Source organism: Flavobacterium succinicans, assembly GCF_001662485.1.
GTDB lineage: Bacteria > Bacteroidota > Bacteroidia > Flavobacteriales > Flavobacteriaceae > Flavobacterium > Flavobacterium succinicans_A.
On the sequence record NZ_JMTM01000046.1, the window covers coordinates 192,530 to 207,680 of the forward strand.

Annotated in this window: 13 protein-coding genes and 1 tRNA gene; 6 read left to right on the forward strand and 8 right to left on the reverse strand. The window is 36.6% G+C overall.

The features are described from left to right. The first annotated feature begins 2 nt into the window (after nt 1–2). The 6 genes from dnaE (at nt 3) to FLB_RS08165 (ending at nt 8,519) form a co-directional block, all read left to right on the forward strand. Nucleotides 3–4,547 carry a DNA polymerase III subunit alpha gene (gene dnaE, locus FLB_RS08140; protein ID WP_064715459.1) on the forward strand — a complete coding sequence of 1,515 codons (4,545 nt, stop codon included), beginning with the start codon at nt 3–5 and terminating at the stop codon, nt 4,545–4,547. Nucleotides 4,548–4,722: 175 nt separating this feature from the next. Then, a complete protein-coding gene (locus tag FLB_RS08145; protein ID WP_064715460.1) occupies nt 4,723–5,646 on the forward strand; it encodes an outer membrane beta-barrel protein in 924 nt (307 codons plus the stop codon). 210 nt (nt 5,647–5,856) lie between these two features. Then, entirely contained in the window at nt 5,857–6,174 is a 318-nt protein-coding gene (gene trxA, locus FLB_RS08150; RefSeq protein ID WP_024980008.1) for a thioredoxin, read from the forward strand. Between the two features lie 244 nt (nt 6,175–6,418). Next, entirely contained in the window at nt 6,419–7,357 is a 939-nt protein-coding gene (locus FLB_RS08155; RefSeq protein ID WP_064715461.1) for a DUF58 domain-containing protein, read from the forward strand. 86 nt (nt 7,358–7,443) lie between these two features. Further along, nucleotides 7,444–7,517, forward strand: a tRNA-Asp gene (locus tag FLB_RS08160). A 435-nt stretch (nt 7,518–7,952) separates the two neighbouring features. Then, on the forward strand, nt 7,953–8,519 hold the full coding sequence (locus FLB_RS08165) for a DUF937 domain-containing protein (protein WP_157490580.1): 567 nt from the start codon (nt 7,953–7,955) through the stop codon (nt 8,517–8,519). A gap of 102 nt (nt 8,520–8,621) precedes the next feature. Here the strand turns inward: FLB_RS08165 and FLB_RS08170 are convergent, their stop codons facing one another. The 8 genes from FLB_RS08170 to FLB_RS08205 all read right to left on the reverse strand — a co-directional run bounded on the left by FLB_RS08170 (nt 8,622) and on the right by FLB_RS08205 (nt 15,145). Next, nucleotides 8,622–9,311, reverse strand: a complete 690-nt coding sequence (locus tag FLB_RS08170; RefSeq protein WP_157490581.1) for a hypothetical protein — start codon at nt 9,309–9,311, stop codon at nt 8,622–8,624. A gap of 7 nt (nt 9,312–9,318) precedes the next feature. After that, nucleotides 9,319–11,079, reverse strand: a complete 1,761-nt coding sequence (locus tag FLB_RS08175) for a DUF885 domain-containing protein (protein WP_064715464.1) — start codon at nt 11,077–11,079, stop codon at nt 9,319–9,321. A 49-nt stretch (nt 11,080–11,128) separates the two neighbouring features. Next, nucleotides 11,129–11,491, reverse strand: a complete 363-nt coding sequence (locus tag FLB_RS08180; protein WP_064715465.1) for a nuclear transport factor 2 family protein — start codon at nt 11,489–11,491, stop codon at nt 11,129–11,131. A gap of 66 nt (nt 11,492–11,557) precedes the next feature. Continuing rightward, on the reverse strand, nt 11,558–12,460 hold the full coding sequence (locus tag FLB_RS08185; protein WP_064715466.1) for a pseudouridine synthase: 903 nt from the start codon (nt 12,458–12,460) through the stop codon (nt 11,558–11,560). Between the two features lie 242 nt (nt 12,461–12,702). Further along, nucleotides 12,703–13,659: a geranylgeranylglycerol-phosphate geranylgeranyltransferase gene (locus FLB_RS08190; protein ID WP_064715467.1), complete on the reverse strand. Its 957-nt coding sequence runs from the start codon at nt 13,657–13,659 to the stop codon at nt 12,703–12,705. Nucleotides 13,660–13,677: 18 nt separating this feature from the next. Continuing rightward, complete coding sequence (locus FLB_RS08195) at nt 13,678–14,616, reverse strand: mevalonate kinase (protein WP_064715468.1); 939 nt, start codon at nt 14,614–14,616, stop codon at nt 13,678–13,680. An 11-nt stretch (nt 14,617–14,627) separates the two neighbouring features. Further along, complete coding sequence (locus tag FLB_RS08200; RefSeq protein ID WP_064715469.1) at nt 14,628–14,927, reverse strand: type II toxin-antitoxin system RelE/ParE family toxin; 300 nt, start codon at nt 14,925–14,927, stop codon at nt 14,628–14,630. Continuing rightward, complete coding sequence (locus FLB_RS08205) at nt 14,924–15,145, reverse strand: hypothetical protein (RefSeq protein ID WP_064715470.1); 222 nt, start codon at nt 15,143–15,145, stop codon at nt 14,924–14,926. The genes FLB_RS08200 and FLB_RS08205 overlap by 4 nt, the downstream gene beginning before the upstream one ends. Between the last annotated feature and the right edge of the window lie 6 nt (nt 15,146–15,151).

The following is a 15,151-nucleotide window of genomic DNA, read 5'->3' on the forward strand; positions in this document are numbered from 1 at the left end:
TTATGTACTTAATATTCGATACCGAAACTACTGGATTACCCAAGCGTTGGGGCGCACCTTTATCTGATACAGATAACTGGCCAAGATGTATACAAATCGCTTGGCAGTTGCACGATGATATGGGGAATTTGGTGGAGCATCAAGATTATTTGGTGCAGCCAGAAGGGTTTAATATTCCTTATGATGCTGAGCGAATCCACGGAATTTCTACCGAATTGGCGCAAGCAGAGGGAATTCCGTTGGCGGAAGTATTAGAGAAGTTCAATATAGCTTTAGGGAAAGCCAAATTTATTGTTGGTCAAAATGTAGGTTTTGATGTCAATATTATGGGTTGCGAGTTCTATCGTTTGGGTGTTGCTTCGCCTATGGGTGAAATGCCAATTCTAGACACGTGTACTGAGGTTACGGCTTCGTTACTCAAATTGCCTGGAGGTCGAGGAGGTAAATTCAAATTACCAACGCTTACCGAGTTGCATCAGTATTTATTTGACCAACCTTTTGCAGAAGCCCACAACGCTACGGCCGACGTTGAGGCAACCACAAGATGTTTTTTAGAATTAATTAGAAAAGAAGTTTTTACCAAAGAAGAGTTGGAGGTAGAGCCTATTTATTTCAAGGAATTCCAAAGTAAAAATCCAGACCCTTTTCCGCTAATTGGATTAAAACACATTAATCTTAAGAAGGCTTCTGATGCGATTCGGGAACAACTTATAGCCTCGGGTGTTGTTACTGATGCACCAATTTTAACCGAAACAGAAAAGAAAGATTTTTCGGCAGCAGCTTTTGCTCATTTGCATAATCACACACAGTTTTCTGTCTTGCAATCCACCATAGCCATTGGTGGTTTGGTATCGGCTACGGCCAAAAATAATTTCCCAGCGGTTGCGATGACGGATACGGGTAATATGATGGGTGCTTTTCATTTTGTGAGTGCCGTTATGAATCACAACAAATCGGCATCGGCAAAAAATAAAGCATTGGTAGAAAGTGGAGAAGAACCTACTGAAACCGAGATAAAACCTATTGTTGGTTGTGAGTTTAATATCTGTGATAATCATTTGGATAAAACCAAGAAAGACAATGGTTATCAAGTAGTTTTATTGGCAAAGAATAAAAAAGGCTATCACAATCTGGCCAAAATGGCTTCTATAGCTTACACGGCTGGTTTTTATTATGTCCCAAGAATTGACCGCGCAGTAGTGGAGCAATACAAAGAAGACATTATGGTGTTGTCTGGAAATTTATACGGAGAAATTCCGAGTAAAATTCTGAATGTAGGGGAAAATCAAGCTGAGGAAGCTTTGCTTTGGTGGAAAGCACAATTTGGAGACGATTTGTATCTCGAAATTATGCGTCACAATCAAGAAGATGAAAACAGGGTAAATAAAACACTCATTGAATTTTCTCAGAGGCACAAAGTCAAACTCATCGCCACGAACAATACTTATTATTTAAATAAAGAAGATGCCAATGCGCACGATATTTTGTTGTGTGTAAAAGATGGCGAAAAACAAGCCACACCTATTGGTAGAGGACGAGGCTATCGTTATGGATTGCCCAATCAGGAATATTATTATAAGTCGGGTGAAGAGATGAAAAAACTCTTTGCCGATTTGCCTGATGCGATTATCAACATTCAAGAAATTGTAGATAAAGTTGAAATTTACTCCTTGTACCGTGACGTATTGTTGCCTAAATACGACATTCCACAAGAATTTGTGGTGGCAGAAGATGAAGCTGATGGCGGAGTAAGAGGTGAAAATGCCTATTTGCGACACCTTACAATGGAAGGAGCCAAGCGACGTTATGGCGAAATCACGGAGTCAATTCAAGAACGATTGGATTTTGAATTATTGACCATTTCCAATTCGGGTTATCCGGGTTATTTCTTGATTGTACAAGATTTTATCGCCGAAGCCAGAAAAATGGACGTTTCTGTTGGGCCTGGGCGTGGTTCGGCAGCGGGTTCGGCGGTAGCGTATTGTTTAGGAATTACCAATATTGACCCTATTAAATACGATTTGCTTTTTGAGCGTTTCCTAAATCCGGATCGTGTGTCGATGCCCGATATTGATATCGATTTTGATGACGAGGGTCGGGGTCGTGTAATGGATTATGTAATCAATAAATATGGTGCCAATCAAGTAGCGCAAATTATTACCTATGGTAAAATGGCAACGAAATCGGCTATTCGAGATACGGCTCGTGTTTTGGATTTACCTTTGTTTGAAGCAGATAGAATTGCGAAGCTAATTCCAGGGATGATGCCATCAAAATGGAATTTGGCGCGTTTTATTTCAGAAAAAGAAGAGGATGTAAAAAAAGCATTGCGTTCAGACGAGTTCGATGCTGTAAAAGAATTGATTTCTATTGCCAATGGCGGAGATTTGGCTGGAGAAACCATCCAACAAGCCAAGATATTGGAAGGTTCGATGCGAAATACCGGAATTCACGCTTGTGGGGTGATTATTACGCCATCAGATATTACCAATTACGTTCCAGTAACTACAGCCAAAGATTCGGATTTGTATGTTACCCAGTTCGACAACTCGGTGGCTGAAAGTGCAGGATTGTTGAAAATGGACTTCTTGGGGTTGAAGACCCTTACTTTGATTAAAGACACAGTTAAATTAGTAAAATACCGAACTGGAATTCAACTCGACCCCGATACTTTTCCTATTGATGATGTTAAAACCTATGAGCTGTTCCAAAGAGGAGAAACGGTAGGGATATTCCAATACGAGTCACCTGGTATGCAAAAGTATATGAAGGACTTGAAGCCTACTGTTTTTGGGGATTTGATTGCGATGAATGCCTTGTATCGTCCGGGACCATTAGAGTATATTCCGTCTTTCGTTCGAAGAAAAAATGGCGAAGAAGAAATCAAATACGATTTAGAGGCTTGTGCTGAATATTTGTCTGAAACCTACGGAATTACGGTATACCAAGAGCAGGTGATGCTTTTGTCTCAATCTTTGGCTGGTTTTACCAAAGGTGAGGCCGACGTTTTGCGTAAAGCAATGGGTAAAAAGCAAAAAGACGTTTTGGACAAAATGAAGCCGAAGTTTGTGGAGCAAGCAGCTGCCAAAGGTCATGATGCAACGGTTTTGGAGAAGATTTGGAAAGACTGGGAAGCTTTTGCGAGTTATGCGTTTAATAAATCCCACTCTACTTGTTATGCTTGGATTGCCTATCAAACGGCTTATTTGAAAGCGCATTATCCAGCAGAATATATGGCTGCGGTACTGTCAAATAATATGAATGATATCAAGCAAGTGTCGTTTTTCATGGAAGAGTGTAAGCGTATGGGATTGCAAGTTTTGGGTCCTGATGTTAATGAGTCTTTCTATAAATTTACTGTAAATGAAGATTACGCCGTTCGTTTTGGAATGGGAGCTATCAAAGGAGTAGGTTCTGGTGCTGTGGCTACGATTGTAGAAAACAGAAAAGACGGTAAATACAAATCCATTTTTGATTTGGCCAAACGTATCGATTTGAGAGCGGCCAATAAAAAGGCAATCGAGAATTTAGCTTTGGCAGGAGGATTCGATTCGTTTGAAGGCACTACAAGAGCGCAATATTTTCATGATGATGGCGATGGTATTACTTTTTATGAAAAAGCCATGCGTTATGGAGCGAAATATCAAGAGAATGAGAATTCCTCCCAAGTGAGTTTGTTTGGGGAAACTAGCGAAGTCCAAATCGCTGAACCCGTTGTGCCGCCTTGCGAGGATTGGAGCACGATGGAGAAATTAGCCAAAGAGAAAGAGGTTGTCGGTATCTATATTTCTGGTCATCCATTGGATGATTATAAATTTGAAATGAAATACTTCTGTAATGTTAGGCTAGAAGCACTCAAAAATTTAGAGCAACATGTTGGAAAGAACTTGACGTTTGCTGGTATCATTAATAATGTGCAACATCGCGTGGCGAAAAACGGAAAAGGCTGGGGGATGTTTACCCTAGAAGGTTATGATGAAAATTTTGAGTTTCGAATTTTCGGAGAAGAATACCTGAAGTTTCGTCATTTCTTCATTCAGAACAATTTTACTTACATCAAAATAATGGTTAAAGAAGGTTGGGTGAATCAAGAAACTGGCAAAAAAGCTGAACCAAGAATTCAGTTTGTTGAGGTAAAACAATTACAAGATGTGTTGGAGGCATATGCTAAAAAGCTTGTCTTGTTGCTGAATATTAGGGATATCGAACCTGAGTTTATCTATAAATTGAACGAATTGTTTCAGCAAAACAAAGGAGAACATACGGTTAATTTTGAAGTAATGGAGTTAGAACGAGTGCGTCGTATGGTAGAAAGGACAACTGCAATAGAGGAAATAGAAGATGCTGATTTTGTAGATACTAATGAAACAGATGAAGTAGAAAATCTCGAAAATCCTATAGTCAATTCTACAACCAAAGTAGAGGAAATAGAAGAAATTAAGGTCGTAACCAAATTGGCGATGCCAAGCCGAAAAGTGAAAATAAAAATTTCGAATGAGCTTTTGTTTGAGTTGGAAAAAATGCAAATTAACTTCAAATTGAATTAATTTTTGGTGTTAAAAAAATAGTATATTCCTGTTAATTTAACATTAATAAAAATGATTAATAATTAATTTCTTAAATTAAATATCAAGAAAACGTTTTCGGAGATACTGAGTTTGTTGGCAACTTTGCAATGTTGTAAATTATTATAAGTTTGCAGCGTTAAACAAAATCAATATTATGAAAAAGAATCTATTTTTATTAGGATTCGTTTTGATGGCCACTTCTATGATGGCGCAAACCGAAAAAAGCGAGAGTTGGTATTTTAAAATTGGCGGGTCTTATTTTATCCAAACTGCGGCTACTGAATTTCCAATTGTGTCAGGGCAATTGCCAAACAGAGATGTCTATGCAGCTAATGGAACTACTTTGATTTCAAGAGAGACTATTACAGGTTCTTTTGGGGAAGGTTTTCGTTATGGTGGAAATGTAGGATACCGTTTTACTACTCGTTTAGGGGTAGAAATGGGGATTAACTACTATAACAGTAAAGATAAAACGATGGTTGAAACTACAAACAGATTAGTGGCAGCCGGCCCTACTTTTGTTACGGGTAATGCTGTAGGTCAAATTAGTGCTTTGGATTTAGCGCCTGCACTAGTTTTGTTTTTAGGGGAGGTAAAAGGATTTGAGCCTTATTCTAAAGTTGGAGTTATTGTTCCGGTTCATGGTGATTTGACTATTGAAACTAATCGTACCTATACAAATCCACTTGGAGTAACTAAGACCTATGCTAAAGATGTAGTGAAGCCAAATCCTACGGTTGGTTTTATGGCTGCGGTAGGTACATCATATAAGTTAGGTAAAAAATTATCTGCTTTTGCTGAGGTAGAGTACCGTAACTTTACAGTTCATGGTAAAACTAAAGAAACAGAAGTGTATAAAGAAAATGGCGTTGACAAATTGGATACACCAACTGCCTTTAGAGCGGACGCTTCTTACTCTGCAAAACATGTGAATTATGTGGAAAAGTTAACTTCTTCTTCTAATAGTAAAGTAACTAATGCTGCTGGTTTTGATGCTACAAAAGCTACAGACGATATTAGTTCATACGTTGGAATTAGTGGTTTAGGGTTAACTTTAGGCTTGAAATACAGTTTGTAATCCTACTCAGGAATCTATTAAAAGGAAAAGAGTTGCTCAGAAATAGGGCAGCTCTTTTTTTTGGAAATAAGCACAAACAATGGAATGATAGCCAAAACTAATTTGTAGATGCTTTGGGATTGGTTTTTAATTCCTAAATTTGAGCCTTATTAAAAAAAATAGCAACCGATACCCAAATCATAGAGGAGGGTTCATTTAAACAAATAGAAAATGGCTTTAGCAATAACAGATGCTACTTTTGAAGAAGTAGTTTTAAAATCAGACAAACCGGTAATGGTTGATTTTTGGGCAGCGTGGTGTGGACCTTGTAGAATGGTTGGACCAATCATTGATGAATTAAGCAATGAATACGAAGGAAAAGTAGTGGTAGGAAAAGTAGATGTTGATGCTAATCAAGAATTTGCTGCAAAATACGGAGTTCGTAACATTCCAACAGTATTGGTTTTCCATAACGGAGAAGTAGTAGGTAAGCAAGTTGGTGTGGCTCCAAAACAAACCTATGCAGATAGTTTAGATGCTTTGTTGTAATCTAACGATTAAGATATAAATGAAGGTTTGGCGAAAGTCAAGCCTTTTTTTGTATCCAAAAAGAAGTGTGTATTGCTTCCAAAAGGGCGCTGTGTGTCTCTCTAGCCCTGATGGGAGTGGCATCCTGTGGCGCTGGGGTTCAGCGCGACAGATATAACGGACAGCAGGAGCATTGGTGGCAAAATAAGCCTTTGTTTCTGCTTCAAAAAATGAATTGAACGTTGATTTTTGATATATTTGAAAGATGAAGATGGAATCACAAATAGATAAAATAAGCCGATTTCAGCATTTGGAATTGCTGGCCAATCAGGTAGTAGAAGGCTTTATTTCGGGTATGCATAAAAGCCCGTTTCATGGTTTTTCGGCAGAGTTTTCGGAACATAAAGTGTATAATGCGGGAGAGAGTACCAAGCACATGGATTGGAAATTGTATGCTAAGACGGATCGGTTGTATACTAAACGGTACGAGGAAGAGACGAATATGCGTTGTCATATAATTATTGATAATTCGTCGTCTATGCATTATCCGAAACTAACAAGCGGCCAGTTGTTTTATGAAAATAAAATTGGCTTCTCGGTCTTAGCTTCAGCGGTTTTGATGAATATTTTGAAAAAGCAACGTGATGCGGTGGGCTTGAGTGTTTTTTCGGATCAATACGAATATTATGCTCCTGAGAAAGGAAGTGATCGCCATCATAGAATGTTGTTAAATACACTCGAAAATTTGCTCGAAAATCAAACGCCTAAGAAAACAACAGACACTGTTACGTATTTGCATCAAATAGCGGAGAAAATGCACCGTAGATCGATGATATTGCTTTTTACGGATATGTTCCAGTCGGATGAGGTAACTACGTCAGAGGAGAAGTTATTTGCGGCCTTGCAACATTTGAGGCATAATAAGCATAAAGTGGTTCTTTTCCATGTTATGGATTATAAAACAGAGTTGAATTTTGACTTCGATTCGGCTCCAAAAAGGTTCGTAGATTTAGAATCAGGAGAAGAAATTGCTGTTTTTGCCGATACTATTAAAGAATCTTACGAGAAAAAGATGCAAGAATACTTTGAAAAAGTAGCAATGACGTGTGCGCAGAACAAGATTAAGTATATTCCAGTGAGTGTAGGTGAAAATTTTGAAAAAATTTTAACCACCTATTTGATTGAAAAACAAAACTTTGGGTAATAATCGTTATTTTTATTGAAAATTTTTTTCAAAAACGCTTGGAAAACTAGAAATCTGTTGTATCTTTGCCACCGCAATAACGCAGAGGTTTGGTAGTTCAGTTGGTTAGAATACATGCCTGTCACGCATGGGGTCGCGGGTTCGAGTCCCGTCCAGACCGCAATATTGGGGAAAGCACTTCAGAAATGAAGTGCTTTTTTGCCCAAATACGGTACCTAAAATTAGTTGTGTTGTTTGCTACGACTTTGTAACTCGTAGCGCGGTTTAGTAGTTAGACCAATGAAAAGCTTTTCGCCTCGGCGAATGGCTTTTTTGATTTTAGGGCGTTTTGTGTTTTTCTAAATCTACTCCAAAATTCGGGATCAAGTTCAGAAGTTATGAATACTGATTCTGTTTTTTTTTTTTTTGAATTCTTTTTTTTAAAATATTTTTGAAATCAAAATTTGAATAGACATCTATTCAAACAAAAAAAAAGATTTTTATTTTTCTACTAACAAAAAAGTATTACATTTAACACTTCAACGATAAAACATTACACTTTATCTATTATTTGGAATATTTCACATAACTAAACCCGTTTTGAATTAAACTATTAATGAGTAATCTAGTAAGCCATTTTAAAAATTTAATCTCCAATGATTTGTTTTTGAGGATGTCTGTTTATTTAGATGAAAAAGATGCTTCGTTAAGAAAAGCTATCGAGACGAGTATTTGTACGGTGTTAGTTGGTGTGGAAAAAAGCATTGATTTTCAAGGTATTTTGTGTTCATTAGAAGAATTAGATGTGGTTGATGAGCAAGGAATGGATGGTTTACATTCAAATGGAATGTCGTTTTCGTCGGGGCAATTATTCTTGGACAAGCTTTTTTCGTCAAAAAAAGATAGAATTTATGAAATGATTTCAAATGAAGTTTGTGTAAAAAGTGAAACAGCTCGAGCGATTTTGAATTTAGTTGCAATGGTGATATTGGCTAATTTAAAAAAAGAGCCACCAAAAAATTTAAGGTCACTTTTGGAGTCCCAATCCCATACTTTGTATGGGTATCTGCCAAGAGGTGTAAAACTTATTTTGGGGATCCCAAATGTTGACTATGGGTCAATACATTTAAACGAAAAGGAACGTACTTTTTTTAGTTTTTCGTTTTTTCGTTCAAAAAGATAATAATTTTATCAATATAGGTTTCTGATTTGTAGTTAATTATAGTAACCATTGGAGGGATGTTGAGTGATTCAACATCCCTTTTGTTGTACATGGAATAAAGATTTATTGTAATGTTTGAATGAATTTTGATAATTCAATAATACTACTCTCATCATCAAAATCAATTCTGTTGTTTTTGAAATAGATATTTATTGCTTCTTTTTTATCAGGAAATAGCTCAAGTATTCCCTTTTTGTGTTTAGAAATTTGTGTTATTTTTTTATTGCTTAATTTCCAATAATATTCAGGTTTTAATTTTATGAATTTGGCAGGGGAGGTCTCCTGATAAGAACTCGTTGGCTCTTTTGCATTTTGAAGCTTTACTTGATTTTTTTTGTAAACTTCAATTTCTTTGGTTTCCAAAATTTGCGTCAAGTAGCCGAAAATTTCTACTTCATTTCTAATGTATCTTAATAACTTTATTTTGTTTGCTTTTCCTATGGGAGTTATAGTTAAGTAAGGATCAGACTTAGTTAAATTATAGTTTTTCAAATTGTCAAATTGAACTTCAATGATGTCATTTAAAATATTATATCGAATTAAAATTTTTTCTGGGACACCTGAAATTTCAGCAAGAACAAAATTATCATCAAGATAAGGTGAACCTTCAATTTTCTTCAAGTTCAAGTTATTATAGTCAGGATTTCGAAATAATGCTCCCGGGGAGGTTAGTTCTATTCTATGAACTTCAAATTGTGCAGTTGTGATACAATAAGTCAAGGTAGCTAGTGCAGTTAAAATCTTTTTTTTCATAACAAAACTATTTTTTTTCAATCCAATGATTAATTTTTGTCTCTAATAATGCCAAAGGCAAACAACCGGATTCTAATACTTTTTCGTGGTATTTTTTAATATCAAAAGCGCTGCCCAACTTGGTTTTTGCTTTTTCTCGAAGCTCCATAATTTTAAGTTGTCCCATTTTATAGGAGAGCGCTTGACCCGGAATGGCCATGTAACGTTCTATTTCAGGGATAATACTGGCTTCACTTTCGGCTTCGTTTCCTAGAGAATATTCGATGGCTTGTTCTCTGGTCCAGCCTTTGCTGTGTAATCCTGTATCGACCACCAAACGGATAGCACGATGCATTTCGTTGCTTAACATCCCGAAATACTGATAAGGGTCTTGGTATAATCCCAATTCTTTGCCTAAACTTTCGGTATATAAAGCCCAGCCTTCGCCATAAGCGCCAAACCAATTGAATTTTCTGAAATCAGGCAAATTTGCATTTTCTTGTTGTAATGAAACCTGGAAATGATGCCCAGGGATAGCTTCGTGTAAAAATAAATCTTCGTCGCCATACATGTTGTAGCTTTTAACGTCTGGAATGGGAACGTAAAAAATTCCTGGACGGCTACCATCGGCTGTACCTTGATTGTATTCGGCGCTAGCGGTTTTTTCACGAAATGCTTCGGTTCTTCTTACTTCAAATTTGGTTTTGGGTTGTAATGAGAATAACTGATTGACTTTCGGTTCAATTACCTTATGAATACGATTAAAATTGACAATCACTTGTTCAGGCTTAGTAAAAGGCATCAACTCTTTTTTGTTTCGCACTTCATCAAAAAAAGCCAATAAACTTCCTTTGAAACCTACTTGGGCTTTTACTTTTTCCATTTCACTTCGAATGCGGGCTACTTCTTTGAGTCCCAATTCATGAATGGCTTCTGGAGTGGTGGTCGTAGTGGTCCACTGCTTTGCGTAACTTGAGTATAATTGCTTGCCAAATGGCAGACTGCCAATTCCACTTGAATTTCTAGATGCGGGTAGGTATTCCGTTTTCAAGAAAGTACTCATTTTTTGATACTTCGGAATCAGTTTTGTGGTAATAACCGCGCTGTATTTGTTGGCAATGTCTTGTTTTGTTGCTGCTGAAATAGTTGTAGGCATCAGTTTCACCGCAGAATAAAATAGATTGTCCTCGACTTTGGCTGTTGGCATTTGTTCAAATTGTGGAATCATTTTTAGGGTTAAGGCTTTGGGAAGCACCGCACCTTCTTTGATTCCTTTTTTCATATATACCATAGCGGAGTCGATCCATTGGCTGTACAATTCCATTCTTTTTAAGAAGTTGGTGTAGTCTTTTTCGGTTTTAAAAGGTTGTGCGCCAGTGCCGCCAGCCATTTGTCCGATTGTTAAATGGGTGCCTTCAAACTGATTCATAGGCATTAAATTAGTAGGGTATTGTAGCATTTCCTTGCCCATAGCAATTTCCCAATTTATGATTTTATAGCTGTTAAGCTCTTCTTCAGAAAGGGTTGTTGTGTCTATCGTGCTTAATGCTGTTTCGTACTTTTCATAAAAAGCTTCTTGCTTTTTTCTGTACGAATCCGTCATTTCAAACTGTAGTTGGTCGTTGTATTCGTTTTGACCATTTTGTGTGGCGCCAAGCGGATTCAAGACATTTTTGTCGTCAAAGTAGCTCTTGGTTAGAGCGGTAAAATCGGTTGAGTTTGCTTCTTTTTTACAGCTAATTAAAAATACAGTTAGCGTAAAAGTTAAAAGGAATAGGTTTCTTTTCATTTTGATTAGTTTAGAACAACCGTAAAGCTACTTTATTTTTTTGTAAAAATTATCCGTGATAGACTCTCGAAGAGATAATTTTTTCATTTTTAACTTCCAAAACTTCAGCGACTAACAAATCGGTCTCGTTTTCTACCTTTCTTACATACTCCATAAATACTCGATCACCATTGGCGGTAAGCGAGGTTACTTTATAGTGCAAACTTGGTAGTCGTTCAAACGCTTCCTGCCACCAAGTTCTTAATGCCTCTTTTCCTGAGATTAGGCCTTGGGTTTCAGGTTGACGGATTTTTAGCTTTGGACTAAAATGAACCGCTTCATCGTCATAAAGGGATAGTAATTTTTCTAACTCTTTATTGTTAAAACATTCGAACCATTTGTAGGCAATTGAAATTAATTTTTCTGGAGTCATAAATTTTATAATTAAAAAATCCCATTGCAAATGAATTGTAATGGGATGGTTTAGTGTTTATTTTTGTTAAACGTTTTTTAAATTGATGATTTCTTGATCCGTCAACAATCGCCAATTGCCTCTTGGTAAATTCTTCTTGGTTAAGCCTGCAAACGAAACGCGATCGATGCGTAACACGTCATAACTGAATTGCTCGAAAATTGAACGCACAACTTTTACATTCGCGGAGCGCAATTTCAGACCTACTTCGCTTTTGGGTTCGTTTTCTATGTAGCTAACATCTTCTACAAAAACACGATGCCCATCAATAACCAAACCTTTGTTGATTTTTTCTAAATCTTCAAATTTCAAATTTTTGTCCAAAGAAACTTGATAGATTTTAGATGATTTCTGATTCGGTAAAGTGAATTTTCGAATCATATCGGTGTCATTGGTAAACAATAACAAGCCGGTAGTATTTTTGTCCATTCTACCAATTGGGCCAATTTTAGCCGTAGTAGAACCTTTCACCAATTCCAAAACATTACGGTATTCCTGACCTTCATCAAGTGCCGTGGTAAAGTTTTTAGGTTTGTTCAATAGGATGTACACTTTCTTCTCTGGAGTCAAAACTTTACCATCAAAGTTCACGACATCAGTTGGTTTTACTAAGTATCCCATTTCAGTTACGGGAACACCATTTACCTTTACATTACCAGATTGAATGTAAATATCCGCATCACGTCTCGAACAAACGCCCGAGTTCGAAATGTATTTATTCAAACGAATTTCGTCTTTTTCTTTAAGTCTTTTAGCTACTTGATTGGGTTTTTTAACCACTTTGTTTGCCTCTTCAATTTTGGCAGTTGGTTTTACTTTTTTAGGCCCTTGTGCCCTTTTTTGCATCGCAGGTTTTGGCTTATTCGAATTGGGTCTTGAACCTGCTGGCCTTGCTCCGCCTCGTTTGTTGTTGCCTTCCTTATTATTCATAATAATCTCTAATTTGAGGCAAAGATACTATTTATATCCTTGTGAAACGATTTTCGATAATTAGAAAACGATAACTAGCTAATTTATAGTAGTTAAGTAGCATTTTTTAGTAAGGAGATTTGTTTTAGGAGCTGTTTCCTGCTGTCCACTATATCTTTACTGCCGAACCCCGGCAGTAAAGGATGCCGTTCCCATCAGGGCTAGGGAATCCTGCAATAAAGAACGTTTTGCTTCAAAAGAAATTACTGCTTCAATAACCAATTTTTACCATGCCAAAGCACACTTGGGTTAATCAAAACAATACAAAAAACGCCCGCTACAATCAAAAATTTTAAGATGTTGTGCAATCTAATGTAGTGCGTTTTGTGGTTGGATTGCCATAACAAAAGCAGAAAAAACAACAGTACAATCAAACAACTATAAAAGTAAATATCCATATAACCCACATCATACAACTCAATCAAAATATAAACAGGCACTAACGTTAAAACCGTTAATCCCGTACTGATTTTTTTGGACCAATTTTCTCCATAAAAAACAGGAATGGTGTGATAATTATTGGCCAAATCGCCTTTCAAATTTTCTAAATCTTTGATCAATTCTCGAATCAAAATCAGTAAAAACAAAAAAGAAGCGTGGGCAAAGATTACCTCAAAATGATCTTTGTGACTTTCCAAATCTTCAATCGATGTGGGTTTGTAGTAGTACAAAAGAATGGCAAAAAACGGCCAAACGGCCAGCAAAGCCGCTGATAAGTTTCCAACAAAGACGATTTTCTTTAACTTGTGCGAATACAGCCAAATCAGAAAAATGTAAAAGGAAAAAAACAAAAAAGCTCTCCACGAAATAAATAATGCCATCAATGCCACAATGAAATTCAAAGTAAAATACACCTGAAGTTTCGTTTTTTGACTCACCAAGCGATCCAGCATCGATTTGTTCGGACGGTTGATTAAATCTTTTTGGCTGTCGTAAAAGTTATTGATGATGTAGCCCGAGGCTATGGCAATCGCTGAAGCAAATACCAAAATAAAGATGTTAAAGTCCAATAAAATACTCAGCGCACGTTGCTCTGGCGCCATAATAAAAATAGCCGATAAATATTGGGCAATAATAATTATTGGAATGTTGTACCCTCGAATAACAGAGAACAAACTAACGATTTTCAATAACAATAGCTTCTGCTCTCGTTGAATCATGAATAGCGTCTAAGGATTTTAGAATTGGTACACTACTTCAAGTTTGTAGTCTTTTAACGCAACTTTTGCACGCTCCAAATCTTGAGTGAAACCCAAAATATAGCCGCCGCCGCCAGAACCACAAAGTTTTAAGTAATAGTCATTCGTTTCAATTCCTTTTTGCCAAATACCATGAAATTCTTCTGGAATCATTGGTTTGAAATGGCTTAAGACCACTTTAGATAATTTTTTGGTATTCGTAAATAAGGATTTGATGTCGCCACCCAGGAAATTTTCTACGCAAGCATCGGTATATTTTACAAATTGTGTTTTCAACATATTGCGGAAACCTTGATCTTTCAGACTTTCCATGAATATATTCACCATCGGAGCGGTTTCTCCCACGATGCCTGAATCTAATAAGAATACCGCGCCTTTGCCATCAAAACTTTGAGTCGGAATACCTGTGGCTTCAATATTATCTTTAGAATTGATTAAAATCGGAATGCTCAAATAGCTATTCAACGGGTCTAAGCCAGAACTTTTTCCATGGAAAAAACTTTCCATTTGAGAGAAAATGGTTTTTAAGGCTAATAATTTCTCACGCGTTAAGTTTTCTAAAACCGTGATTTTATGCTGTGCGTATTTGTCATAAATAGCCGCCACCAAAGCCCCACTACTGCCTACACCATAGCCTTGCGGAATACTCGAGTCAAAGTACATGCCTTCGTTTACGTCTTTTTGCAACGTGGCAATGTCAAATTGTACCAAATCAGGTTGCTCAGTTTGTAAGGACTCCAAATAGGTTACAAATCGTTTCAAATGGCCGTTCGACGCGATCGCTTCTTGCGAAGGATGGTCTTCTTTTTTAAGGGCACCGTTGTAAAAGTTATAGGGAATAGACAATCCTTTAGAGTCTTGAATAATTCCGTACTCTCCGAAAAGTAATATTTTTGAGTAAAATAAAGGTCCTTTCATAGGTGTAATGCTTATTTTATTTTTTTAATTTTTGTTGGGTCTTGTCTGGTGTCAAAAAATGACAAAAGACGTATTTCCTGATTGTTGAAACTATAGTATAGAGTGGTTTGTTTCGAAATCACACATTTTCTTATTTTTTTATTTGCTTCAGATTTGGGAAAAATTTCGGGGTCTTTTTGTATTAAAACTACAAAACTATCCAATGTAGCAACAAATTTTTCTTTCGTGATTAATGAGAATCTATATTCTAAATACTCAATTAATTCTTCCAATTGCAATTTAGAACGCCGAGAGAAAATTATTTTTCTCATTTTCGGTATTTTGACATTACTTCTTCATAAAGAAAATATTCTCCACGTTCAATTTCTCTTTCCGATTCTTCAATTTGATCTCTTTGTTCTTGTGTCAGTTCTTCCCAAAAATCTTTTTTCGAAGCATTGAAAATCTTTTTAATGGCGGCAACAATAGTTACATCTTGTGTTGCTTCCAATAATTTGATTAATTCCAGTTTTTCTAATTCAATATCCATAATAGT

What these genes read in the sequence shown, in the direction of transcription:
- FLB_RS08155 (WP_064715461.1), top strand. Translation starts at nt 6,419, where the DNA reads ATGAAGATGGAATCACAAATAGATAAAATAAGCCGATTTCAGCATTTG.
- FLB_RS08200 (WP_064715469.1), bottom strand. Translation starts at nt 14,927, where the DNA reads ATGAGAAAAATAATTTTCTCTCGGCGTTCTAAATTGCAATTGGAAGAA.
- FLB_RS08165 (WP_157490580.1), top strand. Translation starts at nt 7,953, where the DNA reads ATGAGTAATCTAGTAAGCCATTTTAAAAATTTAATCTCCAATGATTTG.
- FLB_RS08190 (WP_064715467.1), bottom strand. Translation starts at nt 13,659, where the DNA reads ATGATTCAACGAGAGCAGAAGCTATTGTTATTGAAAATCGTTAGTTTG.
- trxA (WP_024980008.1), top strand. Translation starts at nt 5,857, where the DNA reads ATGGCTTTAGCAATAACAGATGCTACTTTTGAAGAAGTAGTTTTAAAA.
- FLB_RS08185 (WP_064715466.1), bottom strand. Translation starts at nt 12,460, where the DNA reads ATGAATAATAAGGAAGGCAACAACAAACGAGGCGGAGCAAGGCCAGCA.
- FLB_RS08205 (WP_064715470.1), bottom strand. Translation starts at nt 15,145, where the DNA reads ATGGATATTGAATTAGAAAAACTGGAATTAATCAAATTATTGGAAGCA.
- FLB_RS08145 (WP_064715460.1), top strand. Translation starts at nt 4,723, where the DNA reads ATGAAAAAGAATCTATTTTTATTAGGATTCGTTTTGATGGCCACTTCT.
- dnaE (WP_064715459.1), top strand. Translation starts at nt 3, where the DNA reads ATGTACTTAATATTCGATACCGAAACTACTGGATTACCCAAGCGTTGG.
- FLB_RS08175 (WP_064715464.1), bottom strand. Translation starts at nt 11,079, where the DNA reads ATGAAAAGAAACCTATTCCTTTTAACTTTTACGCTAACTGTATTTTTA.
- FLB_RS08180 (WP_064715465.1), bottom strand. Translation starts at nt 11,491, where the DNA reads ATGACTCCAGAAAAATTAATTTCAATTGCCTACAAATGGTTCGAATGT.
- FLB_RS08170 (WP_157490581.1), bottom strand. Translation starts at nt 9,311, where the DNA reads ATGAAAAAAAAGATTTTAACTGCACTAGCTACCTTGACTTATTGTATC.
- FLB_RS08195 (WP_064715468.1), bottom strand. Translation starts at nt 14,616, where the DNA reads ATGAAAGGACCTTTATTTTACTCAAAAATATTACTTTTCGGAGAGTAC.